The following is a 25,270-nucleotide window of genomic DNA, read 5'->3' as shown; positions in this document are numbered from 1 at the left end:
GGTGGGACAGAAGTCATCACTTTCGCCCATGCCTGCGAAGTTGATCCACGCCAACCCCGAGCCCGAGCCGTCGGACAGCCCGGGCAGCCAGGGGCAGCAGGAGTCAGCGAGCGGGGGTCAGCGGAGGGTGGCGCCGGTGCTGGCGGCGGCGCGGGCCACTGCGGCGTCGCGGACGGCGAGGGCGTCGGCGGCGGTCAGGGTGCGGTCGGGGGCCCGGACCACGAGGGCGAAGGCCAGCGACTTGGATCCGCCCGCGACCTGGTCGCCGGAGTAGACGTCGAACAGCCGCACCGACTCCAGCAGATCGCCGCCACCGGCCACCAGGGCGTCGGTCACGTCCTGTGCGAGCGCCTCCTTCGTCACCACCAGCGCGACGTCCAGATGCACGGGCGGGAACGGGGAGATCCGCGGCGCCACCGGAGTCGCCCGCGCCGGCAGCGCGTCCAGATCGATCTCCAGGACCGCCGAACGGGCCGGCAGACCGAGTCGTTCGACCACCCCGGGGTGCAGCTCGCCCGCGTAGCCGATGATCCGGTCGGCCACCCGGATCGACGCGCATCGACCCGGGTGCCACGGCGCCTGCTCGGCCGGCACCACCCGCAGGTCGACACCGGCGGTCAGGCCGATCCGCCTGGCGATCTCGATGGCGTCGGCCCACGACCCGTCCCGACCGCCGCCCCACCAGCCGGGCCGCTCGAACGCACCGGCCAGCACGACCGCGACGTGCCTGGGCTGCAGCGGAAGACTCGCGTCCAGCAGGTCGAGTTCGGGCTGCGTGGGACGCCGATCGACGCCGACGTGGATCGGCCGCGGAGCGTCGGCACGCGGCAGGAAGACCTGCCCGATCTCGTAGAAGGAGAGGTCTCGCGCACCGCGGGAGATGTTGCGGGTGACGGCATCCAGCAACCCAGGGAGCAGAGTGGTGCGCATCGCGGGACGCTCGGCGTCGAGCGGGTTGACCAGCACCTTCGTGGACCGGCGGACGTCGTCGGCCGCCAGCCCGAGCGCGTCGAAATCGGCGATCCCGACGAACGGGAAGGCCAGCACCTCGGTGAGTCCGGCCGCGGCCAGATCGTCGGAGATGCCTCGCTCACGGAGTTGGGCGCCGGTGAGTCCGGTCCCCGCCGGGGCGCCCGGCAGCACCGACGGGATGGTTGCGTAGTCCTCCAGCCTGGCCACCTCCTCGACCAGGTCGGCGGGCCTGGTCAGGTCAGGGCGCCAGGACGGCGGCGTCACCTGCAGGGGATCGGCCTGTGGGTCCGCGATCGTGCAGCCGACCTGTTCGAGCCGCCCGACCACCGCGCTCCTCTCGTACGGACGACCGGCAAGTCGGGCCGACTCACCCCCCGGCAGCGGGATGACCGGGGCGACCGGGAGGGTGCCGAGCACGTCGGAACGCCCGACGACACTTCCACCGGCATAACGGGTCAGCAACTGGGCCGCGGCTTCCGCCGCGACGGCGGAGATCGCCGGATCGACACCACGTTCGAAACGTCGGGACGCCTCGCTGGGCAGCTTGTGGCGCCGGGCCGCACGGGAGATGAAGACCGGATCCCAGTACGCCGCCTCGATCACCACATCGGTGGTGGAGTCGGAGATCTCGGTCGACTCGCCGCCCATGATGCCGGCCATCGAGATCGGACCGGACTCGTCGGTGACGAGCAGATCCTCCGCCGCCAGGGTGCGAAGACTGCCGTCGAGGGTCTTCAGCTTCTCTCCCGCGAGGGCCCGGCGCACCGTGATGTCACCGGTGAGCCTTCCGGAGTCGAAGGCGTGCAACGGATGTCCGAGCTCGATCATCACGTAGTTCGTCACGTCGACGGCCAGCGAGATGCTTCTGATCCCGGCCGCCTGCAGACGACGACGGATCCAGAACGGGGACGGAACGGTCGGGTCGATGCCGCTGACTCGCACCGTCACGAAGCGGCCGCAGCCGGGATCGGCGATGGTGACGGGCCAGCCGGCCCCGTCACGGCCGGGGACGGCGACGGCCGCCGGGTCGACGAACGGGACGTCGAAGGCGGCGCCGGCTTCCCGCGCCAGGCCCCGGATGGACAGGGCGTAGCCGCGGTCGGCGGTGATGGCCAACTCGATGGTCGCGTCGTGCGAGCCAATCAGATCCCGTGCGTCGATTCCGATCTCGGTGTCGGCATCGATCACCAGGATCCCGTCGTGCTCGGTCCCGATACCGAGTTCCCGGACGGAGCAGATCATCCCGTCCGAGATGTGACCGTAGGTGCTGCGCGAGGCGATCGCGAAACCTCCGGGCAGCACGGAGCCGGGCAGCGCGATCACCACCTTGTCGCCGACGGTGAAGTTTCTTGCCCCGCAGATGATCTCGCGGGGCTGGTCCGAACCGTCCGGCCCGTGCCCGGGGCCGACGTCGACGCTGACGAACCGGATCGGCTTCTTGAACTCGGTCAGTTCCTCGATGCTCAGCACCTGACCGACCACCAGGTCGCCGGTCGTCTCTGGCACGGTGTGGATGTCCTCCACCTCGAACCCGACGCGCAGCAGGGCATCCGCAACCTCGGCGGCCGTGGTGCCGACCGGCAGCGAGACGTATTCGGCGAGCCATTCAACGGGCGTACGCATCAGTTTCAGGACTCCTTCGAATTGCTGCGAGCAGGGACCGGAGGCAACGCGAAGGCCGCGGTGAACCGCACGTCGCCCTCCACCAGGTCGCGCATGTCGGGAATGTCGTTGCGGAACTGCAGGGTCCGTTCGATGCCCATGCCGAAGGCGAAGCCGGAGTACGTCCCCGGGTCGAGTCCCGCGGCACGGAGCACGTCCGGGTCGACCATGCCGCAGCCACCCCATTCCACCCAGCCGGCCCCGCCCTTCTTTCCCTCGAACCAGACGTCCATCTCGGCGCTGGGCTCGGTGAACGGGAAGAAGGACGGCCGGAGCCGGGTCACCGATTCCGGGCCGAACATGGCCTTGGCGAAATGGTCCAGCGTGCCCTTGAGGTGCGCCATGGTCAGGCCCGTGTCGATGGCAAGTCCCTCGACCTGGTGGAAGACCGGGGTGTGGGTGGCGTCGAGTTCATCCGTGCGGTAGACCCGTCCCGGGCAGATGACGTAGATCGGCGGCTTCCGGCCGAGCATGGTGCGCACCTGGACCGGAGAGGTGTGCGTGCGCAACACCAACCCGGATTCCTCCCCGTCCTGGGCGGCCACGTAGAAGGTGTCCTGCATCGCCCTGGCCGGATGATCGGGGCCGAAGTTCAGCGCGTCGAAGTTGAACCATTCGGTCTCCAGTTCTGGTCCCTGCGCCACCTCCCATCCCATCCCGACGAAGATGTCCTCGATGTCGCGGATGACGGTGGAGATCGGGTGGCGGGCACCGGCCGGATGACGGTCGTACGGGAGCGTGACGTCGACGCGCTCCTGCGCCAGCATCCGCGCGTTGCGCTCCGCGGCCAGTTCGACCTCACGCGCTGCAATGGCCTGGTTGACGCGCCCGCGGGCCGGCCCGATCAGCTGGCCGGCGATCGCCTTCTGCGACTTGTCGAGCTTGCCGATCGCTCGGTTGGCCAGCGCCAGCGCACTTCTGTCCCCGGCCTGGGCGAGCCGGATCGCCTTCAGGTCGTCGATATCCGTGGCTGCGGAAACGGCGGTGAGGGCGGTCGTCACCGCCGCCTCGACCGCCGCGGCGTCGGTAGGGTCGAGAGACTGAGCGTCCTTGGCTTCGGGCTGGGTCATCTGGAAGAACCTTCCGGACTCAGGATCATCGCTGACGAGAACCTGGCGGGGGATGCACCCTGGGGACGGGTGGAGTGGGCGGGGCGGAGCACGGGGCGCCCGTCGGCCGAGGTGCGCAGCAGTTCAGCCGCGGTGCCCGGCAACGGGCTCGGTAAACACCGCGCCGCGGTTTCTGTCCTTTTCCGTCACGCCATCATCGTCTCACGGTCGTTCACCGGATTTCGAACCAAGGTCGCGCGCCGGCGCGCAGCACCGTCAGGCGCTCGCGCGCAGCACCACCGAGGTCGGGACGGTGATGCCCATCGCCGGCCCTCCGGCCACCATGTCCAGCAGCATCCGGACCATCTCGCGGCTGATCGTGTCCAGGGGTTGGTTGACGGTCGTCAGTGCGGGTTCCAAGGTCGCGGCCAGGCCGGAGTCGTCGAAGCCGGCGAGGGCAACGCCGCCCGGCACCGGGATGCCACGGGCGTTCAGGACGCCCAACGCGCCGGCGGCCATCAGGTCCGACCCGACGAACACCGCATCCAGCTCCGGTTCCACCCCCAGCAGCGCCTGCATGCCGGCCGCCCCACCGGCCCGGCTGTAGTCACCGTGCACCACCAGTCGTTCGTCGTACCGGTCGCCGAGCGCCTGCCGGTATCCCTCCAACCTGTCCACCCCGCCGGAGGTGTCCATCGGCCCGGTGATCGTGCCGATCCGTCGATGACCCCGCTCGAGGAGATGTTCGGTGATGAGCCGGCCGCCCTGCCGATCGTCGGCCGCCACGTACCCGAACTTGCCCTGCAGACCGAGGGGCCGCCCGCACGCCACCACCGGGAGGCCGGCCTGCAGCAACTGGGTGGCCAGGGTGTCCCCGGAATGGCTGGAGATCAGCAGCACGCCGTCGACGTGGCCGCCGGTCAGGTATTCCAGGGTCCGGCGCCGCTCGGTCTTGCTACCCGCGATCATCAGGACCAGGGAACAGTCCCGATCGGACAGCGCAGTGGCCGCGCCGCGGACCAGCACGGCGAAGTTCGGGTCCTCGAACAACAGATGTTGCGGTTCGGTGAGCAGGAACGCCACCGAGTTGGCCCGCCCCGACTTGAGCGACCTGGCGTGCGGGTTGGCTTGATAACCACTGCGCGCCATGGCCTCCCGAACAGCCTCGAGAGCAGCAGGGCTGACCAGGTGACCACCGTTGAGCACCCGCGACACGGTGCCCCTCGACACGCCGGCGGCTTCGGCCACATCACGGATGGTCGGTCGTTTACGTCGATTGACCGGTTCCACGTTCACCGACACTAGCGGCTCATGCATGACGGACGACGTTCAGCCCTTGACCGCGCCGGCCGAGAGATCGACCTGCCAGAATCTCTGCAATCCCAGGAACAGCGCGATGAGCGGGAGGATGGACAACAGCGCGCCGGTGATGACGGAGGTGTACATCGCCGGCTGGCTCGCTCCCTGGTTGAGCAGTCCGGAGAGTCCGACCGTGATCGGGAGCAGTCGATCGTCGCCCAGCATGATGTACGGCAGCATGTAGTTGTTCCAGATGCCGACGAACTGGAAGAGGAACACCGTCACCAGGCCGGTCCGCATCATCGGGAGCGCGATGTCGAAGAACAGGCGTGCGTCGTTGGCACCCTCGGCCCTTGCCGATTCGAGCACCTCGTCCGGGACGGAGGCAGCGGCGAAGATCCGCGCCAGGTAGATGCCGTAGGGACTGATGATGCTGGGCAGCAGGACGGACAGGTAAGAGTTCGTCATCCCGACCTTGGCCAGCAGGAAGTACTGCGGGATGGCCAGGATCACGCCAGGGACCAGCACCCCCGCCAGCATCAGGTTGAAGGCGATGTTCTTGCCGGGGAACGTGTACTTGGCCAGCGCGAAGCCCGCCATCGCCGAGACGACCGTGGACAGCAGGGCGCCGCCGCCGGCGTAGAGCAACGTGTTGGCCATCCACCGCCAGTAGAGTCCGCCGCGGTAGGCCGACAGGTCGTGGATGTTGCCGAACAGGTGGGACGAGGGCGCAAAGGTGAACGAGGAGAACAACTCCGAGGCACTCTTGGTCGACGCCACGACGACCCAGAGCACCGGGACGAGGCAGTAGGCCGCACCGATCAGCAGGGCGGCGGTGGCCAGTGGCGAGGATCGGCGGATCCGGCGCACGCCGGTGTCGGGGTCCGCACCGGAGTGCGCCTGGGTCGTGGTCATCTTCCCGATTCCTGGTTGAAGGCTCGCCGGCCGACGAATTTGAGCAGGCCGAAGGACAGGGCGATGGTGGCCAGGGCGATGATCACCGAGGTCGCTGCCGCGGAGTAGATGTCGTTGCGGATGAACGCGTCGCGGTACACCTTCATCAGCGGGGTCCACGTGCTGGAGATGGTGTTGGTCAGCGGCTTGAGCGTATTCGGCTCGGCGAACACCTGCAGGGTGGCGATCATCGAGAAGATGAAGGTCATCACCAATGACGGCATCACCATCGGAATCTTGATGCGCAGGGCGATCTGGACCTCGGAGGCTCCATCGATCATGGCCGCCTCGGAGAGGTCCGCCGGAATGGTCTTCAGGGAGGTGTAGAGCACGATCATGTTGAAGCCGGTCCCGCCCCACAGCGCGATGTTGGCCACCGCGAAGATGATGCCGCCGGAGGACAGGATGTCCGGTGAGTTGATCCCGGCCTTCTGCAGTAGATAGACGAACGGACTGACATCGGGAAGATACAGAAACCCCCACAGCAGCGAGGCGATGACGGCCGGCACCGCATAGGGAAGGAAGATCGCGATCCGGGTGAAGCTCTTGGCCCGGGTCCGTTTCGAGTCCAGCAGCAGCGCGAACAACAGCGCCAGACCCATCATGGTCGGAACCAGGATCAACCCGTACAGGCCGACACGCCGGACGCTGGCGAGGAAATCGGGATCACCGAGGGCCTGACGATAGTTGGCCAGTCCGGCCCACACCTCCCGTCGGGCGTTCAGACCGAGACCGAGGCCAGACACCTTGCTGGCCCGGAAACTGAGATAGATCGTGTAACCGATCGGCGCGGCCAGGAACGCGGTGAACAACACGATGGCCGGAGCCAGGAACAGGTAGGGCGCGCCCGCCCCGCGCCAACGGCCGGGCGGCGGATTGATCCGCCCGGCGGAGGGGGCGACGGTGATGGGCGGGGCGGGCGCGGTGGTCGTCATATCCTCTTCTTCACCTGGGGAGAACTCATGTGGCGGGGTCCCGTCTTCTACCGACGAGGTCTACGAGTGAATGCAGTGCCGGCGACGCCTACTTGACGGTGAAACCGGTGTTCTTCATGTCCGCAACGGTGGTGTTCTGCATGCTGGTCAGCGCATCGAGGAAGCCCTGCTGCGATTTGGCCTCCGCCGCCTTGCCGAACTGGTCGTTGTAGGCGCTGAACGCGACGTTCACGTTCGGACCGTAGGTGAAAGGCGCAGCGGTCGCTGCGACCTTCGCCGCCACGGCGTAGAAATCCGCCTGGTTGGAGAAGAAGGCCGGTGGGCTGGTCAGAGCGGTCTTCTGGGCCGAGGTGGACGCAGGGTAGACACCCATCACCTGGGCCAGGGCCTTGGTCGCGGTCGGGTCGGTGTTCATCCAGGTCGCGAATTTGGCGGCCTCGGCGGCGTGCTTGCTCTGACTTGTCACAGCGATGCTGGACCCGCCCCAGTTGCCGGTGGCCGGCTTGGCCGGATCCCACTGCGGCAAAGGCGCCATCTTCCATTTCCCGGCCGTCGAGGCGGCATTCCCGACGAGGACGCTCGGCGCCCAGATCGCGCTGATCCACCCCGCCTGGGTGCCGTTGTTCAACGCTGCGTTCCACGCCGGCGTGTACATCGGCTTGTTGTCGATGTCGCCGCTGGCGACCAGTCCGCCCCAGTACGACGCGACCTTCCTGCTCGCGTCGGAGTTGATCGCCACGGACCAGGAATTGCCGTCCACGCCCCACCACGAGGCGCCGGCCTGCTGCGTCAGCCCGGTGAACCAACCGGCGTCGGACGCCGAGAACGTGCCGAGGTAGGCCTTCGGATCGGCCGCGTGCAGTTTCTTGGCCGTCGCCGCGTACTCGTCCCAGGTGGTCGGGACGGACAGCCCGTACTTCGCGAAGAGATCCGCGCGGTAGTAGAACTCCATCGGGCCGGAGTCCTGCGGAACCGCATACAGCGCAGCAGATCCCAGCGTGACGGAGTTCCAGACCGAGGCGGGGAAATCATTCTTCACCGTCGGGTCGACGTCCTTGGAGATATCGGTCAGGGCATTGGCGGAGACCAGCGTCGGGATCTTCTGGTATTCGGCCTGCATCAGATCGGGGGCGCCACTGCCGGCCTTGATCGCGGTGAGCAATTTGGTCACCGCCGGATCTCCACCGTCCTGCTTGTTGACGGTGACCTCAGGGCCCCGGCAAAGTCGCAGATCGCTCATGTCGGGCTGTTTTAGCTGGTCAGCACGAGTTTGGGTGGTCGGTGGGGGTCTCGGGCGTGATGTCGGACGGCTTCTGCGATGTTGCGGGCTCCGTCCAGTCGAAGAAGTCCGATGGCCAGGTTTCGTAGTGTGGCCATGACCTGGGGTCCGTTGCCGGTGCGGGCCTGGGACAGGTCTTCACCGAAGGTGACGTCCCGGACCCAGTGCAAACGGTTTTCAATCGACCAGTGTCCTCGGAGCCAGGTGCCCAGCTGCGCGGCGGACGCCTGGGTCGGGTGCAGGTCGGTGACCGCGTAGACGGTCTCGGTATGCCACTTCTTGGATCGGATCGACCGGACTTTTCTGCTCACCTGAATCGCCTGGGCGGCGTGCGGAAACAGAATTCCCGCGGCGATGGTGACGACTTTGAGGGTTCGTTTCTCGATCCGTCCGTGTCCGCGGTCCTTCTGGGTGTCGGTGACGTCGACGTCGTTCCATGGGAGTTGGGCCAGTCGCCGCCGCAGCGTCGGTTGGTTACCTTTCACGGTGAGCAGGTAATGCGCTCCGCGTTGCTCCACGAGATACTTGGCATGGATTTTCTGGCAGTGCATCGCATCGGCGGTGACCAACGCACCGAGCAACTCGATGTTGTCTAAAAGCTCGGCGAACATGGGGATCTCGTTGGTTTTGACATCGACGTCCAACTGCCCCAGGACCAGGCCTGCGGTGTGAGTGAGCGCTGAGAGCAGATGTCGGCACCGGCCGCCGGCCACGGCGGATCCCCGGACCGATTTGCCGTCGACTGCGATCACTTGAAATGTTTTCGACGCGGTGGCGACCACAGCGGCCCAGGTCCCGACGATGACATCCAAACCGTCGGCGTTGATCCTGTTCAGGGTTCGCCGGATCGTCGACTCGCAGGGTCTCTCACTGGATACGCCAAGTTTGGCCAATACTGCTGGTGCGGTGTCGGCGGCCCATTCGGCGATGGCGACGAAGGAGCGGGCACCGGCGATCACCGCGCACGCGGCCACCGCCAAAATGGTGGACAAGCCGTGCCGGCGGCCGCGCGCGCTGCGGGGGTCGGGAACCGATCGCAGGGCTCGGAGCAACGCCGCCGGCGCCGTGGGGATGTCGGGGAACTCATCTTCGTCGAATTGGTCAACGACGGTATACCTGGGTGATGATGACATCGGGCGTGGTCCTTGGCTGTGAGTGAGTGGCCTCAAGAACCTTCATGATCATCACCGTGGGCCACGCCCACCCGCAAACCGCCCCTCCCGGCGTGTCGCAACCCATCGCCGCAGCTCAAGAATTGTCAACCCGACTTTGCCGGGGCCCTGGGCCCGTCCCTGGCATCATCGGAGCAGTGAGCACAAAATCGGGAGGGCACAGGCGGCATCTGTCTGTCGTGCCGGACCTACCCGAGGGACCGACCGGTGTCCCGGAGCCCCGCGGCCGACGGTCGATCCCGGCCCTGCTGTCGCTGGTGGACGAGATCACCGCCTCCCCGACCACCGGCGGGATGACCGGGCCGCCGCCGGGGACCACCGCAGAGGATCTGCGTCGTCATCTCGCGGAATCCGGTGCCCCGCAACCGTTCCTGGACCACGCGGAGACGTACGGGGACGACGTGGACGCCCTGTTCGTCTGGCTGCGGGACTACGGCCCGGTCTTCTCGGAACGGCAGTGGGCCGCCGATCTGCTCGATCACTGGACCAGATTCCTCGCGCCGGGCGTCGCCGCCATCGATGCGGAACGGTTCGGCGCGGAGTTCCTGGCCATGTACGACGACGACTCCATCGGGATGATCACGCATCTGATCGCCGAGGCGGCCGAGTCGCTCCGGCCGGAGGCAGTCGCACTCGCGCGCACGCTGGCTTCCGTCGGCCCGCAGCAGATACGCAGGGCAGCAACGGATTCGGCGCAGAAGCTGGTCTCGGCCGGAGTTCCGGACGTGTGGTGGGCGACGGACCTGGGTACCGGTGAGTGGATGGGAGCCGAAGGATTCGCCGATCCGGGGCAATCCGAGGAGACCTTGGTACTGAAGTTCTCGATCGCCGGTACACCCCACAGTTTCAGCCTTCTGCTCGACCATCGGCGGGGCGGCGGATTGAAGGATGCTCACCTGGTCACCGAGGTGGCCCAGCTGCACCGTCAGATGGAGATCCGGGCGGCGGTCTCCGGTCTGACCCTCGGCCCGCGCACCAGGGCCGAGGCCGGCCGGATTCTGTCGGCGGTGCTGGCCCTGCCGGTGGCCGCACTCGACCCCGACCCGCTGGAACGGGTGATGGCCCTGCTGCCCCTGCTCCGATCGCGCGAGCACCTGGTGATGGTTCCGGCCGACGTCGTGCCGCTCGATCCACCCACGGTGACGACTCCGGTCCGCCGGCTCGGGAAGGTGCACCGGATCAAGGTGTCGCTCGACCGCACCAGACCTGCCATCTGGCGACGGCTGGAGGTGACGTCCGGTACCACTCTGGCCCAGTTGCACACGATCATCCAGACGGCGTTCGGCTGGTCCGGCGTGCATCTCTGGGTCTTCGAGACCGCGAACGGCGAGTACGGCGACCCCGACCCAGAGATGGCGTTCGGCGACGCCGGCCGGGTGACGGTGGCGGAAGCGGCACCGACGGTGGGGGGCAAGTTCTCCTATCTCTACGACTTCGGCGACGACTGGCGCCATTCCATCGTCGTCGAGAACATCGGCGCAGCCGGCGACGTCGACTACCCGCGGTGCACCGCAGGGCGACGGGCCGGTCCGCCGGAGGACTGCGGCGGCCCGGGGATCTACGGCGACCTCCTCGCGGCGATGTCCGATCCGGATTCGCCGGCGCATCGCGCCGTTCTCGAGGCCATGCCGCTGATTCCGGACCAGGATTTCGATCCGGCTGCCTTTGCGGCGGGCCCGGTCAACCACGCGCTCCGCCTCCTGGACCGCTGACGTCCGGGCCCCGCTGCGCTTCGGGGCCTCCGCGCTTCGGGGCCCCCGCTGCGTCCTGCAAAGTGATGGCGATAGCCATCACTTTGCAGGACATAACGGGCTTCGCGGCACCCGGTATCGTCGGGTCATGCTGGTGAGGGACCCCCGGTGGGCCAGGTCGACGATCGATCTCCGTGATGCCATCGTGCTGCGCGACGGTGGCCTGTGCCGCTACTGCACCGGCCAACCGACCGTGATCGAGATCGACCACGTCTGGCCGGTCGCGCGCGGTGGCCGGACGACGATGACCAACTGCGTCTCGGCGTGTCCCTCCTGCAATCGGAACAAGGGCTCCCGGACCGATTGGCAGCCGGTGCCGCTGGCCGACATGCCTACCACCGGCGAGCCGCTGGAGCCGTTCCGCACCCATCCCCGCCGACACCGGACGAAAGCCCAACGCCGCCGGGCCGAGCTGGCCCGATCAGCCGATCGCTGAGATCGAATCGACGACGATGTCCCAGAATCGTCCGTGGTCCAGACCGGTACCGACCTGGTGTCGGCAGTCCGGTCCGGCGGGCATCCGCAGGTCGACGACCGTGCGGCCGTCGGTGAACTCGCCCCGGGTCTCCACCGCGATCGGCGCCCGGACGAGGTCGAAGACGGTGGGGTCGATCAGGTAGACGACCGGGCAGAGATCGTGGACGGGCGCTGCCTCGAAGCCCTGGTGTTCGTGATAGCGGGCCTGGAAGAATTCGAGCAGCTCGTCGACGAAGGTGCCTACCTCCGAGCCCATCTCGACGAATCGTCGCCGGATCACCGGGGTGGCCAGGGCCTGGTGCGAGACGTCCAGCCCCATCATGGTGACGGACCAGGATGCGTCGAACACCTCCCTGGCGGCTTCCGGATCGACCAGGATGTTGAACTCGGCCGAGGCCGTCATGTTGCCCTGACCGATCGCGCCTCCCATCGCCGCCACCTCGGCCACCCGACCGGCGATAGCCGGTTCCAGACGCAGCGCGAGCGCCAGATTGGTCAGTGGAGCCGTTGCCACCAGGGTGATCTCACCCGGCAACGCATCCATCACCACGTCGACGATCAATTCCGCCGCAGTCCTGGGGTCCAGACTGATCCCGGACGGTCGCAGCACCGGACCGTCCATGCCGCTCTCACCGTGGATTTCCGGAGCTGCCCGGTGCGCGCGCTGCAGAGGCTGCTCGGCCCCGCGGGCGAACATCACGTCCTTCATGCCGGCCACGGCACCGATCGCCAGCGCATTCCGGGTCACCAGATCCACCGTCTGGTTGCCGCAGACGGTCGTCACCGCCACCAGCTCGATCTCCGGATTCCCGTAGGCCGTCAGCATGGCCAGGGCGTCGTCGTGCCCGGGATCGCAGTCCAGGATGATCCTTCGAGACATCGGGCGGCTCCTTCAGGTGTGGCCTGCGCGCAGCCGACCGGCCGCCGTTCCAGCCAGTGCAGTCTCCCCGATGTTGACGGCGCGCTCCGCGGCGGTCCCCCGGGTCGCATGCTGTCGACGATCAGCGACACTGCTCGGCGGCTCAGCCGCGTTCACCGGATCGCCTCCGACGCCAGCGGGATCCAGACCCGCACCGGACCGACGCCCCGATTGGCCCAGAGTTGGTACGGCACAGCGGTGAACTCCCCCTTGACACCGTCGATGGTGGTGCCGGGACCGACGATGGTCGTCACGCCGCCCAGCAGGTCCGGTCGCGGCACCACGGTCAGGTCGGCCGCAGACGCGCTCGCCAGTTGCAGGTCGTCGACCGCCATCCCGACCGGCATGTCGACCTGTTCGACGGCGTAGACGAGCGGACCGCGCTCGATGGCCAGCGCGCCCCGCACCGCATCGACGCGGTGATGGCCGGCCGTCAGCCGGGGCGGCATCGGGAGCGTCAGGTGCAGGGTGTCACCGACTGCCCATTGCCGCTGCAGCACTGCGTAACCGGCGACTGCGGCGACCGGCTCCGGGGCGGCGCCGGCCACCGCGACGACAGCATCCTGACACCAGGCCGGGATGCGCAGCGCAAGCGCCCACGGCTCGGTGTCCGTCGCGTCGATGACGACTTCAACCGTTCCCTCCCAGGGATACTCGGTCCGAATGGACAGGCTGCGCGCTCCGACGGAGATGCGGCCGGCGGCATACTGCTGCAGTTGGAGGCCGCCGTCATCCGCGGTGGCCAGATAGGTCTGGATCGAGCTGATGGTGCGCATCACGTTGGGCGGGCAGCACGCGGTCTGGAACCAGCCCTGCCGTCCGGTGGCGGGCTGACGGTGGTCGTCCGGTACGGCGTCGGTACGGACCTGCAGAGCGTTGACGTAGAAGAACTCGTCCCCGCTGACCGAGACCCCGCTGAGAAATCCGTTGAGCAGCGTGCGCTCGATCAGATCCGCGTACCGGACATCGCCGGTGGCCAGCAGACGACGCCAGCTCCACTGCACACTGCCGATGGCCGCGCAGGTCTCGCAGTAGGCGACGTCCGGCGGCAACTCGTAGGGATCGCCGAACGCCTCACCGTCCCAACGTGATCCGTGGCCACCCGTCAGGTAGGTCTTGGTGGCCACCATGTGTTCCCACTGACGGTGCTGGGCGGCGTCGAGGGCGCCGTCGGGATCCCGGCCCTCGGCAATGATGTCGGCCACACCGGCAGCGAAGTAGAGGGCACGTACCGCATGTCCCTCGACGGTGTCGGAGTCGCGGGCCGGGACCCGGTCGGAGAAGTAGATCGGCTCCCGGCCGTACGCCCGGTTCGATCCGTGTCCCCGCGCTCCCACGAAATGCGCGGCCAGATCGAGGTACCGCCCGTCGCCGCATTCGCGGTGGAGCTCGACGAGGGCCATCTCGATCACCGGGTGGCCGTCGATGTCGGGATTGCCATCAGGGCCGAAGGTCTCGACGAGGTGGTCGGCGACCCTGATCGCAACATCCCACAAACCGGCGTCGGATCCGGTGCGGCGCCCGGCCACCGCGGCCTGGATCAGGTGCCCGAAGCAGTACATCTCGTGGCTGAAGGCCAGTTCCCGGTAGCGCTCATGCCCCCCGCGAGAGACCTGGACGAAGCTGTTCAGGTAGCCGTCGGCCTGCTGCGCAGCCTGCACGGCCGCGGTGAAGGTCTCGAGTTCGGCGCGCAGCGAGTCGGCGGGTTCGCGGCCGCTTTCCCACGCCACCGCCTCCAGCCACTTGTAGACGTCGGAATCCATGAACAGCGGACCTTGGTAGTCGACGCCGTCCTCTGCGGTCCGGCCGGCCGCGGCCGCCTCGAGGTCCGCCAGATTCCCGGCCTCGCGCAGGCGTCGCGATCCGATCGGAATGCTGACCTCGCGGTTGACCCGTTGACGCCGTGCCCACAGCCCGCCGTCGATCTGCGCGGCGCGCAGCGGAAGGGGCCGCAGTTTGACGTTCGCGCCAGGAGTGGGCGACACCGGGCCGCCGGTCGTCAGGAGGGTCACCTCAGGGTGGAAAGCCATGCATATCTCCTACCAGGCATTGGATCCGGGCAATCCGGACGCCACATTGCGTCGCGTGGGATACGCTCTCGAAATCGATTTCGAAGACGCCCGAAGGCTACGACCACGTTTCCGCGGGTGTCAAGGGCCACGTGGATCTCGAAGGCCACGACGATGCGTCGGTCGAAGCCAGGTTCTCGTCGGAGGGAGTGGTGGTGGTGGTGCCACCCGAACAGCCACCCGGACAGCCGTCCGGACCCGTCAGGATCGGCGATGTGGCCCTGGCAGCCGGGGTGTCGGTCGCGACGGTGTCCAAGGCTCTGAACGGGCGCGCGGACGTCAGTGCGTCGACGCGTGCGCGGGTGCTGGAGATCGCTGCGCGCCTGCAGTTCCGGCCGAATGCGTTCGCCGGCTCGCTGCGCACCGGGCGCAGCTTCTCCGTGGGCCTGCTGACCACCGACAGCTTCGGCCGCTTCTCGATCCCCGTCATGCTCGGCGCCGAGGATGCCCTGGGTTTGGGTGAAGTGGCGATCATCTTCTGCGATACCCGTGACGATCCCCAGCGGGAAGCGCGCCAGGTCGAAGCTCTGCTGCACCGGCAGGTGGACGGCATCATCGTCAACGGCCGGCGTGCGGAGGCGCGACTGCCTCTGGTCGACAGTCGTGGAGTGCCGGTGGTGTACGCATTTTCACCGTCGTTGGATCCGGCGGACTGCTCGGTGATCGCGGACGAACCGAACGGGACCGCGCTGGCCGTCGGGCACCTGCTCGCGGCCGACCGGACGCGGATCGCCCACATCACCGGGCCCCGGCGGCATCGATCCGCAGCGGTCCGGGCCCGCGCGACCACAGCAAACCTGCGGATGGCCGGCCTCCGGGTGGCCGGCGGGGCCCGTTTCGGGACGTGGACGGAGGAGTGGGGCCGGCGGTCGATCACCGACCTACTGTGCGAACATCAGGATCTCGACGGCGTCTTCTGCGGGAGCGATCAGATCGCCCGCGGCGTGATCGACGGACTCCGCGAGGCGGGACGTTCGGTCCCGAAGGATGTCGCCGTGGTGGGTTTCGACAACTGGGAGGTGATGGCCACGGCGACCCGTCCCCCACTCACCACCGTGGACATGAATATCAACGTCATCGGACGGTTAGCGGCCCAGTTGCTGTTGGGCGCGATCGACCGGTCCCCCACTTCGGGCACCACGGTCGTCCCGGCCCGTCTGGTGGTGCGTGAGTCGGCGTGAGCATGTCCGCTGCACCGGGATGCATTGCGGCTCAATGGAGCAGCACGTCGACCGGCCCAAGACGGAGCAGTCCGTCATCGAGCGGCACGCACCGCACCCCACCCCTTCCGCGCATCGCCTGGAAGCTACCGTCACCGATCGTCACGTTCATCCAGGCGCAGGGATTGGCCGGGCGTTTGACCTCGAAGGTCACCGGACCATCGCCGGAGTCCAGGCTCAGCAGAGCACCCACCATTGCGTCGACATCGATCCCGCGCACCAGGATGTTGCGTCGGACCTGCTGCAGATCGGCGCCGGGCACGATGTTTTCCTCGGCGATGAGCGTGACGCTCGCATTGCGGTGGGCCCGCTTGTTGAAATATCGGTCTCCGACGATGCCGAGCCCTGCCCGGAGCCGGATCTCGCCCACCAGTTCGCCGGGCGGAGCGGGAAGCGGTCCGTCTGACGGACGACCCTGGAAGCGATGGATCGGTGACACCAGCAACTGGACGATCCCAGCACCTGGACCGTCGATCGTCTCTCCCATTTCGCCGCTGAGCCTACGCGCGCGCCTCGCCCCGGCCGGCTGACACTGGTCGCTGAGAACGGAGCCAGCCTGCCGCACCCGACCGTCGCGACCGCACCGCTGAAGCGCTTGAATACCGTTCGGTCAACTTAACCCAGTTGTAACCCGCGTTTACCCTGTTGACTTGCCAAATTGTATACCGTTTGCGTTCTAGCGTCCCGGCACCACCGGCGGCGCCATGCTGAGGCGAGGTGCAGGTGAACGACTTCGCCGGCTCCACCCCCGCCGAAGGGGCGGGAACCGACACCGGCGCCGACAGCCCACTTCTCGGTGCCGGCAGTCCGTTGGACGATCGACAGAGGGCCGTCATCGCGCGGGTCACCGCCGCCGAGCGGGCCGGGATCCTCGCGCCCCACCGTGGATCAGGTGCGCAGACCGCGCTGCTCCGCGCGTTCCATGCGGCCCTGGCCACACGTGACCTGGGCCGTCGGGGGGTGAAACTCGCCGCGGCCACCGCAGCGCCGGGTTCCCCGAGCCTGCGCAACATGGCGTGCGCAGGCTTCGCCGTCCACCCGAGAAGGGCCTGGCGGTCGCGACTGTCGGAGTAGCCCACCGACCACGAGAAGCGGGTCACTGACGGACCGCCGACGAGGACATAACCCGCCCTTTCAAGTTTCCTCCACGGGGAGAACTCGTGACCGGCGGCTCTCTACCCCGCGGTCGGTCGAGACCGGTCACTGTGGTGAACAGCTGTCCCATCGGCCCCAGTAGCGCCTCTGCATGGATGAAGTTGCGGGGTTCCAGGCTGGTGTCCATACAGCTCAGCAGGTAGACTACGAGCAATCGTACCGGGTAGCTGCTTGAGTAAAGTTCAGAACGGGACGTCCACTGCTGCAACAGGATTGCGCAGTTCAGCGAGCGGGTGTGGGTCTGTGTTCACGGCCTGCTGCAACAGTCGGTAGAACAAAAGCCCGCGACTCTTCGAGGTGCGTCGGTTGAACCGGAATGTGTATTCGTCCAGGTAGTAGGCCAGGTGCTCCTGGGAGACCGCGTAATGCAGGGTGCCGGTCAGCCAGCGTTTGAGCAGCGAGGCGACCATGTGGACGCCGGGGAGGTTGATGTGGGCGGGCTCGGCGCTGTCGGTCCCGACGAACGCGACGTGCTCGTAGCCGGCCGCGGTCAGCTTCTTCAGGTAGTTGGCGCCATCGGTTCTGACCGTTGATCCTTTGGCGATGACGCGGTCGGCGAAGCCGAGCATGCTGACCGATCGGGCTGTCTCGGCCAGCTCGATGCGGACCCTGCCCAGCTTGCGGCCGGGGATCGATTCCACTGCGATCATCGCCGCGGTGTGGTCCTTCACGCCGCCTGCGCGGCCGCGAGACTCGTTGCCGATGAACACTTCATCTAACTCCACCACACCGGAGAGCAACTCCCGCTCGGGGCGGACCATCGCCCGGCGTAGCTTCTGCAGCCACGCCCACGCTGTTTCGTAGGATCCGAAACCCAGCACCCGCTGCAGACCTTGCGCGGACATCCCGTTCTTCTGCGAGGTGATGAACCAGATCGCCGCGAACCACGTCGACAGCGGCGTCCGGAGCCGGTGGAAGATCGTGCCGGCGGTCACCGACGTCTGCCGGCCACACCTGGTGCACATCCATTTCGCCTTCGCCGTACGCCAACCGCCGGGCGCCCCGCACACCGGACACACAAACCCCTGGGGCCACCGCAGACGCTCCAGATACGCCAGACACGACGAGTCATCCGGGAACCACTCCAGCAACTCCTGAAAGGTCCGGGGGTAATCGACACCACCGACCGGGTAGGCACACACTGGCTCTGACATGGCCAAATACTACTTGACTCAAGCAGCTACCCAGTACCTCTGTTCCTACTCGCCCCGACCGGTCCCACCGTGCCCCGCGCGATGGACACCGGACGCGACGCCCGGCGTTTCGGTGGCCGGCTCTACGTATGCACCACCGTCGCGGAGCACCGGTTGGACGAGCACGCCGAACGTACGCTCCACCTACCGGCCGTCGACGAGGCCTTCGCGCCATTGCTCTACCTGCTCCCGGCCCAGATGATCGGCTACCACCTCGGGATGGCCAAGTTCGCCGACGCAGAGGCCGGCCGTCATGGCTGAGCAGAGCCTGGTCTGCATCGGTAATCTCACCATCGACGAGGCCATCCACGGCGGCATCAACAACGGGCCTGCCATGGGTGGTGACGCGGCCTACGCAGCTCTCGCGGCGCGACTGTTCCTCGACGACGTGCGGATGTTCGCGCCGGTCGGGGCCGACCTGCCCAGCGGCCTGCTGGCACAGTTGTCCGCCGCCGGGGTGAACACCGACGACCTTCCCACCCGTGACCTGCCGACCGTGCGCAACGTCATCGACTATGCCGCCGACGGCAGTCGGACCTGGCATCTGCAGTGCAGCGAAGCCGATTTCGACGGCATGTCGGTCTATCCCGAGGATGTGCCCGAGCAGGTGCTGACCGCCGACGGCATCGTGTTGCTCGCCATGAGCCTGCCGTCCCAGCTCGCTCTCACCCCGTGGCTGCGGGCCCGGTCCACGGCCACCGTCTACCTCGACGTCCAGGAGGACTACCTCGACGGCAACCGCCCCGCACTGCACCGGATGATCTCGTGCTGCGACGTGTTCCTGCCCAGCGAGATCGAGGCCCTGGCTCTGACGGGCTGCAGCGACATCGCCGACGCAGCCGCGGTACTGAGAGAGCTCGGGCCGCAGACGGTGGTCATCACCCGGGCCGAGCGCGGGGTCCTGCTCCTGACGGGTGACGGTCCGGCGATCGAGATCGGTGTCGACACGGTCGATCCCCTGGACAGCACCGGGGCTGGCGACGCATTCTGCGGCGCCTTCGCCGCGGTGCACGTCAGGACCGGGAATCCGGTCGCCGCGGTCGAAGCGGCATCGAGCGCGGCGAGGATCGCGATCGGCGCGTACGGCATCGACGGCCTGCTGGCCGCCGCGACGACCACCGCGTCGGCTGCCGCGTCGGCTGCCGGGACAGCTGCTACGACAGCTGCCGGTACCTCACGGCGGGGGGTGCACCGTTGAGCGGGCGGCTGATCGCGGTGATCAATCCGAACACGACGGTGTCGATGACCCGCACCGTGGTCGAGGCGGCCACTGCTGTCGCCGGTCCGCTCACCGAGCTGATCGGCATCACCCCGCTCGTCGGACCGGCCACCGTGGAAACCAACGCGGACGAGGTGGCCGGCGCGTCAGCCGTGCTCCGCGAAATCATCCACGCGGAGAACGGTCCTGTCACTCCGGACGGATATGTCATCGCGTGCTTCGGCGACACCGGGCTGGCCGCCGCGAAAGAATCCGCCCGCGGACCCGTGGTCGGGATGACGCAGGCGGCGCTGATGACAGCGGCGCTGGTGGCCGAACACTTCTGCATCATCACCATGCCGCGCCGCACATTGGCGATGTCGCAGCGGGTGGTCCGCGACCTCGGCCTGGAACACCGGTGCACGGTGCGGGCCGTCGACGAGGACGTGGCGGCCGTCGCGGACGGTTCACTGCACCTGCTCGAACAGTTCCTGATGCAGGCCAGCGCGGCCGTCGACGACGACCACTCCGAGGCCATCATCCTGGGCTGCGCGGGCCTGGCCGATCTTCTGGTCCCGCTCCGCGAGGCACTCGGGGTGCCGGTGATCGAGGGCGTGGCGGCCGCCGTCGGCCAGGTCGAAGCCCTGTTGGCGCAGGGCCTCTCGACCTCCCGGGCCAACACCTTCGCGCCGGTCCCCTCCACCACGAGGTTTCCCCGATGAGCATCCTTTTCACCGGCGTCCGCCTGTACGCTCCGACCGCCCCGGACAGCATCAGCGCTCCGACCGATGTGCTGGTCACCGGCACCAGGATCACCTCAGTCGGCTCCCAGGCCGCCCAGCGGTACCGGGCCCAGGTCGGCGAGAACCCCGGCGGGGCGCACCGCATCGTGGCCGGCGGTGGCCACCACGTGCTGCTCCCCGGCCTGGTCAACGGGCACTTCCACTCCCCCGCCAACCATCTCAAGGGTTCGCTGCCGAGCCTCCCGCTCGAAGAGTTCATGCTCTACGAATCCCCGGCCGACCCGGCGCTCACCCCGACCCCGCGCGAGGCGTACCTGCGCACGATGCTCGCGGCGATCGAAATGCTCCGCAGTGGCACCACTTCGGTCCAGGACGATGCCTTCCTGATGCCCTACCCGACCCCCGAGATCATCGATGCGGTGATGTCCGCCTACGCCGACTCGGGCCTGCGGGCGTCGGTCGCACTGGACCAGCCGGAACTGCCCGAGACCGACAAGTTGCCGTTCATCGGTGTCGATGCGTCGCCCGCGCTGCAGGCTGCACTCCGCGCGCCGGCGCCGATGGACCGGGTCGGCCTGCTGGCGGCCTACCGTCATCTCATCTCCACCTGGCACGGGTCCCACCACGGCAGAATCACCGCTGCCGTGTCGATCTCGGCCCCGCAGCGCGTCAGCGAGGAGTACTTCGAGGAACTGGACGATCTCTCCAGAACTCACCACATCCCGCTCTTCGCCCACATGCTGGAAACCAAGGTGCAGCGTGTGCTGGCGGCCGAACAGCCCCGGTTCCGCGGGCGCTCGCTGGTCCGCTACACCGCCGATCTCGGCCTGCTCTCGGACCGGATGAACGTGATCCACGCGGTCTGGACCGATGACGCCGACCTCGACCTGATCGCCGGCGCTGTCATCGCCCACAACCCGGTCAGCAACCTCCGTCTGGGCAGCGGCGTCATGCCGTTCCGCCGGGTCCGGGACCGTGGCATCACCACCTGCCTGGGTACCGACGAGGCCATCTGCGACGACTCCGTCAACATGTGGGGCGTCATCAAGGTGGCCGGCCTGATCCACAACATCTCCGGTTCACCGAGCCAGACCTGGCCGTCCGCAACGGAAGTGCTGGACTGCCTGTGGTCCGGTGGAGCGGCCGCCATGCTGCGGGGCGACGAACTCGGAAAGGTGCGCGAGGGCTACCTCGCCGACCTGACGATGCTCGACCTGCACACCCTTCCGTTCACCCCCTTCAACGACCTGGCCGGCCAACTCGTCTACTGCCAGAACGGCAGCAGCGTGCGGCTGACGATGGTGGCCGGCGAGATCCTCTTCGAGAACGGTCATCTGCTCACCGTCGACGAGGACGCACTCCTGGCCGAGGCCAGGGAGGTCTTCGACCGTCGCCGTCCGCAGATCGAAGCGGCCCGCCGCGAGAGTGACCACGTCGCAGCCGACTACCGGGCGATGGTGCAGCGCGCCGCCCACACCGACGTCGGGCTCCAACGGTGGGTGCGGGCATGACCGACCTGCAGACCCCGGTGATCGGTCACGGCCGGTGGGATTTCACGCCGCTGCCGACCGGTGGCCCGTGCTGGCCCGGAGGCAAGCGTCTGGCGGTCTACGTGGCGCTCGGGCTGGAGGACTACCGCTTCGGCCAGGGCGAGACCGAGGACCTGCTGCCGGGGGTGCCGCCACCGGACCTGGTCAACGCCAGCTGGCGCGACTACGGCAACCGGGTCGGCGCCTATCGGCTGATCGATCGGCTGCAGAGCCTGGGCATCTCGCCGGCCATCCTGTTGAACACCGCGTTGTACGACTCGGCTCCCGAACTCCTGTCCGTGGCCCGGAAGGCGGGCGCCGAGATCATCGGACACGGCATCTCCAATTCCGATTCGCTGGCCGGACTCGACGCGGAGCACGAGAGCCGGTACCTGAGGGCCGTCGCCGAGCGAATCGAACGGGAGGAGGGAACGCCGCCCCTTGGCTGGTCGAGCCCGTGGCTGACCCAGACCGCCGACACACCGGAACTGCTGGTGAACAACGGCTATCGATATGTACTGGATCTTCGTCTCGACGACCGGCCGGTACGGCTGAACACCCGGCGCGGTGAACTGTTGGCGATGCCCTACGCACTGGAACTCAACGACAGCTCCTCCATCGTCGGACGCGGCGTGTCCGCCTCCGAGTTCGCCGACATGATCATCGACGAGTTCTCCGAGTTGCTGCTCGCCGCGCAGGAGCAGCCCCTGGTGATGAGCATCGTGGTGCACTCGTTCATCTCCGGTGCGCCGTTCCGCCTGCGTCAGCTGACCAGGGCCCTGGAATACATCACCAGCCGCAGCAGCGACGTCTGGCTCACCCAGCCCCGGCACATCTACGCCGCGCTCGGGGCGACCCGGTGACGGGCACAGCGGCGACTCCGGTCGCCGTCATCGAGAATCTGACCATCACGCTGACCCGCCGCGGGCAGGCGTCGCAGGTGCTGCGAAATCTGGATCTGCAGATCGGTCGAGGTGAGATCCTTGGACTGGTCGGCGAATCCGGCTCCGGCAAGAGTGTGCTGGGCCTGGCGATGATGGGTCTGCTGCCGCCGCGGTCGCAGCCTCAGGTCCGGGGCGCCATCCGCATCGCCGGCACGGACATGGTGCACGGCAGCGCGTCTGCGATCCGGGCCGTTCGCCGGCAGCACCTCGGGGTGATCTTCCAGGACCCGATGACGTCGCTGAACCCGACGATGCGGGTGGGCCGGCAGATCATCGAGATGCACGGTGATGAAGCCGAAGCCGTCCGGCTGCTCGCCGAGGTCGGGGTCAGCCACCCCGAACAGCGGATCCGGGTGTTCCCGCACGAGCTCTCCGGCGGCCTGCGGCAGCGGGTGATGGCCGCCATCGCGGTGTCCGGTCGACCATCTCTGATCATCGCGGACGAGCCGACCACCGCGCTCGACGTCACCGTCCAGGCGCAGCTCCTGGACATGCTGCGGGGGCTCAGGGACGAACTGGGGTGCAGCGTCCTGTTCATCACCCACGACCTCGCCGTGGCCGCCCAGATCGCCGACCGGATCGCGGTGCTCTACGCCGGGCGGCTGGCCGAGATCGGCCCGACCCGAACGGTCCTCACGAGGCCGGCGCATCCCTATACGGTCGGACTGCTCCGGTCGCGGCTCTCGCTGGACACTCCGAGGGACGAGGTACTGGCCACGATGCGGCCGGAGCCGGCCGGTGCGGCGGTCCGTCCGGACGGCTGCGCCTACCACTCGCGTTGCCCGGTGGCACTGGAGCGTTGCGCCACCGAGGCGCCGCCGCTGACGACGGTACTGGGAGTACCGGGTGCAGGCGGACACCTGCGGGCCTGCTGGCGCGCCGAGGACGAGGTCCGGCAACTGGCCACCGGGCACGAACCACCGGTTCCGCACGCCGAGGGTGTCGTCATCGCGAAAGCCGCACCGGCCGTCCAGATCTCGGGCCTCCGGGTGGTTTTCCGGCCCAAGTCGGGGGCCAGGAGGGCGCAGCCGATGGTCGCGCTGGACGGTGTGGACCTGACCGTGGCAGCGGGGGAAGCCGTCTCCATCGTCGGGGAGAGCGGATCCGGCAAGTCCACCCTGCTGCGTGTCATCGCCGGCATTCTGCTCCCGACCGGCGGCACCGTGACGATCGGGCCGGGCGGCGCCCAGATGGTCTACCAGGACGCGGGTTCCTCGCTCACCCCGTGGCTCACCGTCGGAGAACTGCTCCGAGAACGACTGCGCCCGCTCAGACTCGGCCGGACGGCCGCGGATGCGCGGGTCGCCGAGGCTCTGGAACGAATCGGGCTGCCCGCCGAGGTGGCCCGCGTGCGTCCACCGGAACTGTCCGGCGGGCAACGCCAACGGGTCGCACTGGTCCGCGCCACCATCATCCCGCCGGCCGTCCTGCTGTGCGACGAACCGACCAGTGCACTGGACGCCTCGCTGGCCGCGACCGTCCTGAACCTGATCCGGGAACTGCGTGCCCGGCTGAGCGTGACGGTGCTGTTCGTGACCCACGACCTGGCGGTGGCCCGGCTGATGGGCGAGCGCATCGTGGTGATGACCCAGGGCGTGGTGGTCGAATCCGGCACCGCTGCCGACGTGATCGGGTCTCCGAGCCATCCCTACACCCGGTCGTTGCTCGCCGCGGTTCCGGAGATCGGGGCGCCCAGATGACGACCACCACGGAGATCACCAGACGGTTCGGTCTGCGCGGCAGCAACTTCGGCGCCAGGGCCGGCACCGGCGTCAATGTCGCTCTGGTCGCACTGCTGGGCCTGGTCACCCTCGTCGCGATCTTCGCCCGGCTGCTGTCGCCCTACGACCCGATCCAGCCGATCGGGGATCTCAACCTGCCGCCGGGTTCGGCCGGCCATCTGCTCGGTACCGACGCGATCGGACGCGATCTGCTCAGCCGGACCCTCTGGGGCATCCAGACCAGCTGGTTCGCCGCCCTCGCGGTGGTGTTGTCGGGCCTCATCATCGGCGGCGTGATCGGCGTGCTGGCCGGGGTGTCCGGCGGGATCGTCGATTCGCTGCTGATGCGTTTCACCGACCTGTTTCTCGCCCTGCCCGGGACGCTGGTGGCCATCGCGATCGCCGCGGCGCTGGGAGCAAACCTGACCAACACGCTGATCGGCATCGCCGTCGTCTGGTGGCCCTACTACGCCAGGATCATCCGAGGCGAGGTGCGGTCGCTGGCCGCCAGGCCGCACGTCGAGGCCGCACGCCTGGCCGGTGTCGGGCGCTTCCGGCTCGTCTTCCGGCACATCCTGCCCGGCGTGGTACCGACGGCGATCGTGGCCGCCAGCCTGGACGTCGGGAACGTGGTGCTGCTGCTGGCCGGTCTGTCGTTCATCGGGCTCGGGCAGGCCGAGCCGGCTCCGGAACTGGGCGCCGACACCGCCAGGGCCCTGGACCAGCTGCTGAGCCAGTGGTGGGTGCCGGTGATCCCGGGCCTCGCGGTGCTGCTGCTCTCGCTGATCGCCAACCTCGGCGGCGACGCCATCCGCACGCTGCTCGCCGGACGGCGGTAGCGGGCCATGCTGAAGAAGTTCCTGTTGCGCCGCCTGGGTTCCGCGGTCGTCCTGCTCCTGCTGCTGACCCTGATCATCTTCATCCTCGAGACCATCACCCCCGGCGACCCGGTCAAGGCCTACCTGGGCGCCAACGCCTAGCCCGCGGACATCGCCGCGAAGCGGCACGAACTCGGGCTGGACTCGGCGC

Annotated in this window: 23 protein-coding genes; 12 read left to right on the top strand and 11 right to left on the bottom strand. The window is 68.2% G+C overall.

What is annotated here, in order from left to right:
• Positions 1–117: 117 nt before the first annotated feature.
• The 7 genes from pheT to H7F38_RS12100 form a co-directional block, all read right to left on the bottom strand.
• Positions 118–2,595 carry a phenylalanine--tRNA ligase subunit beta gene (gene pheT, locus H7F38_RS12130; protein WP_187094280.1) on the bottom strand — a complete coding sequence of 826 codons (2,478 nt, stop codon included), beginning with the start codon at positions 2,593–2,595 and terminating at the stop codon, positions 118–120.
• A 5-nt stretch (positions 2,596–2,600) separates the two neighbouring features.
• Positions 2,601–3,704, bottom strand: a complete 1,104-nt coding sequence (pheS, locus tag H7F38_RS12125) for a phenylalanine--tRNA ligase subunit alpha (protein ID WP_187094279.1) — start codon at positions 3,702–3,704, stop codon at positions 2,601–2,603.
• A 255-nt stretch (positions 3,705–3,959) separates the two neighbouring features.
• On the bottom strand, positions 3,960–5,000 hold the full coding sequence (locus H7F38_RS12120) for a LacI family DNA-binding transcriptional regulator (protein ID WP_187094278.1): 1,041 nt from the start codon (positions 4,998–5,000) through the stop codon (positions 3,960–3,962).
• A 12-nt stretch (positions 5,001–5,012) separates the two neighbouring features.
• A complete protein-coding gene (locus H7F38_RS12115) occupies positions 5,013–5,897 on the bottom strand; it encodes a carbohydrate ABC transporter permease (RefSeq protein ID WP_187094277.1) in 885 nt (294 codons plus the stop codon).
• Positions 5,894–6,871, bottom strand: a complete 978-nt coding sequence (locus H7F38_RS12110; protein ID WP_187094276.1) for a carbohydrate ABC transporter permease — start codon at positions 6,869–6,871, stop codon at positions 5,894–5,896. Before H7F38_RS12110 ends, H7F38_RS12115 begins: the two co-directional genes overlap by 4 nt.
• 88 nt (positions 6,872–6,959) lie before the next feature.
• Positions 6,960–8,111, bottom strand: coding sequence for an ABC transporter substrate-binding protein (locus tag H7F38_RS12105; protein WP_187094275.1), 1,152 nt, complete (start codon positions 8,109–8,111; stop codon positions 6,960–6,962).
• A gap of 11 nt (positions 8,112–8,122) precedes the next feature.
• Entirely contained in the window at positions 8,123–9,283 is a 1,161-nt protein-coding gene (locus H7F38_RS12100; protein WP_222618046.1) for an ISAs1 family transposase, read from the bottom strand.
• A 176-nt stretch (positions 9,284–9,459) separates the two neighbouring features.
• On the opposite strand from H7F38_RS12100, the gene H7F38_RS12095 reads away from it, so the two are divergent.
• Both H7F38_RS12095 and H7F38_RS12090 read left to right on the top strand, forming a co-directional pair.
• Positions 9,460–11,034 carry a plasmid pRiA4b ORF-3 family protein gene (locus H7F38_RS12095; protein WP_187094274.1) on the top strand — a complete coding sequence of 525 codons (1,575 nt, stop codon included), beginning with the start codon at positions 9,460–9,462 and terminating at the stop codon, positions 11,032–11,034.
• 127 nt (positions 11,035–11,161) lie between these two features.
• Positions 11,162–11,509: an HNH endonuclease gene (locus tag H7F38_RS12090; protein WP_187094273.1), complete on the top strand. Its 348-nt coding sequence runs from the start codon at positions 11,162–11,164 to the stop codon at positions 11,507–11,509.
• On the opposite strand, the gene H7F38_RS12085 is transcribed toward H7F38_RS12090, so the two are convergent.
• Positions 11,495–12,430 carry a nucleoside hydrolase gene (locus H7F38_RS12085; protein WP_187094272.1) on the bottom strand — a complete coding sequence of 312 codons (936 nt, stop codon included), beginning with the start codon at positions 12,428–12,430 and terminating at the stop codon, positions 11,495–11,497. The two genes, H7F38_RS12090 and H7F38_RS12085, sit on opposite strands and share 15 nt — an antisense overlap.
• A 152-nt stretch (positions 12,431–12,582) precedes the next feature.
• A complete protein-coding gene (locus tag H7F38_RS12080) occupies positions 12,583–14,499 on the bottom strand; it encodes a glycoside hydrolase family 127 protein (protein WP_187094271.1) in 1,917 nt (638 codons plus the stop codon).
• 131 nt (positions 14,500–14,630) lie between these two features.
• Here H7F38_RS12080 and H7F38_RS12075 point away from each other — a divergent pair, with 131 nt between their 5' ends.
• On the top strand, positions 14,631–15,719 hold the full coding sequence (locus tag H7F38_RS12075; protein ID WP_222618613.1) for a LacI family DNA-binding transcriptional regulator: 1,089 nt from the start codon (positions 14,631–14,633) through the stop codon (positions 15,717–15,719).
• A gap of 31 nt (positions 15,720–15,750) precedes the next feature.
• Here the strand turns inward: H7F38_RS12075 and H7F38_RS12070 are convergent, their stop codons facing one another.
• Positions 15,751–16,245, bottom strand: a complete 495-nt coding sequence (locus tag H7F38_RS12070) for a molybdenum cofactor biosysynthesis protein (RefSeq protein ID WP_187094270.1) — start codon at positions 16,243–16,245, stop codon at positions 15,751–15,753.
• A 236-nt stretch (positions 16,246–16,481) separates the two neighbouring features.
• On the opposite strand from H7F38_RS12070, the gene H7F38_RS12065 reads away from it, so the two are divergent.
• On the top strand, positions 16,482–16,832 hold the full coding sequence (locus tag H7F38_RS12065) for a hypothetical protein (protein ID WP_187094269.1): 351 nt from the start codon (positions 16,482–16,484) through the stop codon (positions 16,830–16,832).
• A gap of 263 nt (positions 16,833–17,095) precedes the next feature.
• Here H7F38_RS12065 and H7F38_RS12060 read toward each other — a convergent pair whose 3' ends face one another.
• The gene (locus H7F38_RS12060) at positions 17,096–18,067 is read right to left on the bottom strand and encodes an IS1595 family transposase (RefSeq protein WP_187091336.1); all 972 of its coding nucleotides are present in this window, start codon (positions 18,065–18,067) and stop codon (positions 17,096–17,098) included.
• 81 nt (positions 18,068–18,148) lie between these two features.
• Here H7F38_RS12060 and H7F38_RS12055 point away from each other — a divergent pair, with 81 nt between their 5' ends.
• The 8 genes from H7F38_RS12055 to H7F38_RS25585 are packed head-to-tail and all read left to right on the top strand — an operon-like array spanning position 18,149 to position 25,221.
• Positions 18,149–18,367, top strand: coding sequence for a hypothetical protein (locus tag H7F38_RS12055; protein WP_187094268.1), 219 nt, complete (start codon positions 18,149–18,151; stop codon positions 18,365–18,367).
• Positions 18,360–19,304, top strand: a complete 945-nt coding sequence (locus tag H7F38_RS12050; RefSeq protein WP_187094267.1) for a carbohydrate kinase family protein — start codon at positions 18,360–18,362, stop codon at positions 19,302–19,304. Before H7F38_RS12055 ends, H7F38_RS12050 begins: the two co-directional genes overlap by 8 nt.
• A complete protein-coding gene (locus H7F38_RS12045) occupies positions 19,301–20,026 on the top strand; it encodes an aspartate/glutamate racemase family protein (RefSeq protein WP_222618612.1) in 726 nt (241 codons plus the stop codon). Before H7F38_RS12050 ends, H7F38_RS12045 begins: the two co-directional genes overlap by 4 nt.
• Positions 20,023–21,558 (top strand): amidohydrolase family protein, encoded by a 1,536-nt coding sequence (locus tag H7F38_RS12040; protein ID WP_187094266.1) that lies wholly within the window; start codon positions 20,023–20,025, stop codon positions 21,556–21,558. Before H7F38_RS12045 ends, H7F38_RS12040 begins: the two co-directional genes overlap by 4 nt.
• On the top strand, positions 21,555–22,439 hold the full coding sequence (locus H7F38_RS12035; protein ID WP_187094265.1) for a polysaccharide deacetylase family protein: 885 nt from the start codon (positions 21,555–21,557) through the stop codon (positions 22,437–22,439). Before H7F38_RS12040 ends, H7F38_RS12035 begins: the two co-directional genes overlap by 4 nt.
• The gene (locus tag H7F38_RS12030) at positions 22,436–24,220 is read left to right on the top strand and encodes an ABC transporter ATP-binding protein (RefSeq protein WP_222618611.1); all 1,785 of its coding nucleotides are present in this window, start codon (positions 22,436–22,438) and stop codon (positions 24,218–24,220) included. The genes H7F38_RS12035 and H7F38_RS12030 overlap by 4 nt, the downstream gene beginning before the upstream one ends.
• On the top strand, positions 24,217–25,080 hold the full coding sequence (locus H7F38_RS12025; RefSeq protein WP_187094264.1) for an ABC transporter permease: 864 nt from the start codon (positions 24,217–24,219) through the stop codon (positions 25,078–25,080). Before H7F38_RS12030 ends, H7F38_RS12025 begins: the two co-directional genes overlap by 4 nt.
• Positions 25,081–25,086: 6 nt before the next feature.
• Positions 25,087–25,221 (top strand): hypothetical protein, encoded by a 135-nt coding sequence (locus H7F38_RS25585; protein ID WP_222618610.1) that lies wholly within the window; start codon positions 25,087–25,089, stop codon positions 25,219–25,221.
• Positions 25,222–25,270: the final 49 nt, after the last annotated feature.

The sequence above is a fragment of the Nakamurella sp. PAMC28650 genome (assembly GCF_014303395.1).
Lineage (GTDB): Bacteria > Actinomycetota > Actinomycetes > Mycobacteriales > Nakamurellaceae > Nakamurella.
Note: the sequence above shows the minus strand (reverse complement) of the source record. Positions and strands in the feature narration are given on the sequence as shown.

Excerpts from the sequence above, each read along its gene's own strand:
- pheT (WP_187094280.1), bottom strand. The coding sequence starts at position 2,595 with ATGCGTACGCCCGTTGAATGGCTCGCCGAATACGTCTCGCTGCCGGTC.
- pheS (WP_187094279.1), bottom strand. The coding sequence starts at position 3,704 with ATGACCCAGCCCGAAGCCAAGGACGCTCAGTCTCTCGACCCTACCGAC.
- H7F38_RS12120 (WP_187094278.1), bottom strand. The coding sequence starts at position 5,000 with ATGCATGAGCCGCTAGTGTCGGTGAACGTGGAACCGGTCAATCGACGT.
- H7F38_RS12115 (WP_187094277.1), bottom strand. The coding sequence starts at position 5,897 with ATGACCACGACCCAGGCGCACTCCGGTGCGGACCCCGACACCGGCGTG.
- H7F38_RS12110 (WP_187094276.1), bottom strand. The coding sequence starts at position 6,871 with ATGACGACCACCGCGCCCGCCCCGCCCATCACCGTCGCCCCCTCCGCC.
- H7F38_RS12105 (WP_187094275.1), bottom strand. The coding sequence starts at position 8,111 with ATGAGCGATCTGCGACTTTGCCGGGGCCCTGAGGTCACCGTCAACAAG.
- H7F38_RS12100 (WP_222618046.1), bottom strand. The coding sequence starts at position 9,283 with ATGTCATCATCACCCAGGTATACCGTCGTTGACCAATTCGACGAAGAT.
- H7F38_RS12090 (WP_187094273.1), top strand. The coding sequence starts at position 11,162 with ATGCTGGTGAGGGACCCCCGGTGGGCCAGGTCGACGATCGATCTCCGT.
- H7F38_RS12085 (WP_187094272.1), bottom strand. The coding sequence starts at position 12,430 with ATGTCTCGAAGGATCATCCTGGACTGCGATCCCGGGCACGACGACGCC.
- H7F38_RS12080 (WP_187094271.1), bottom strand. The coding sequence starts at position 14,499 with ATGGCTTTCCACCCTGAGGTGACCCTCCTGACGACCGGCGGCCCGGTG.
- H7F38_RS12070 (WP_187094270.1), bottom strand. The coding sequence starts at position 16,245 with ATGGGAGAGACGATCGACGGTCCAGGTGCTGGGATCGTCCAGTTGCTG.
- H7F38_RS12060 (WP_187091336.1), bottom strand. The coding sequence starts at position 18,067 with ATGTCAGAGCCAGTGTGTGCCTACCCGGTCGGTGGTGTCGATTACCCC.
- H7F38_RS12055 (WP_187094268.1), top strand. The coding sequence starts at position 18,149 with ATGGACACCGGACGCGACGCCCGGCGTTTCGGTGGCCGGCTCTACGTA.
- H7F38_RS12050 (WP_187094267.1), top strand. The coding sequence starts at position 18,360 with ATGGCTGAGCAGAGCCTGGTCTGCATCGGTAATCTCACCATCGACGAG.
- H7F38_RS12040 (WP_187094266.1), top strand. The coding sequence starts at position 20,023 with ATGAGCATCCTTTTCACCGGCGTCCGCCTGTACGCTCCGACCGCCCCG.
- H7F38_RS12035 (WP_187094265.1), top strand. The coding sequence starts at position 21,555 with ATGACCGACCTGCAGACCCCGGTGATCGGTCACGGCCGGTGGGATTTC.
- H7F38_RS12025 (WP_187094264.1), top strand. The coding sequence starts at position 24,217 with ATGACGACCACCACGGAGATCACCAGACGGTTCGGTCTGCGCGGCAGC.
- H7F38_RS25585 (WP_222618610.1), top strand. The coding sequence starts at position 25,087 with ATGCTGAAGAAGTTCCTGTTGCGCCGCCTGGGTTCCGCGGTCGTCCTG.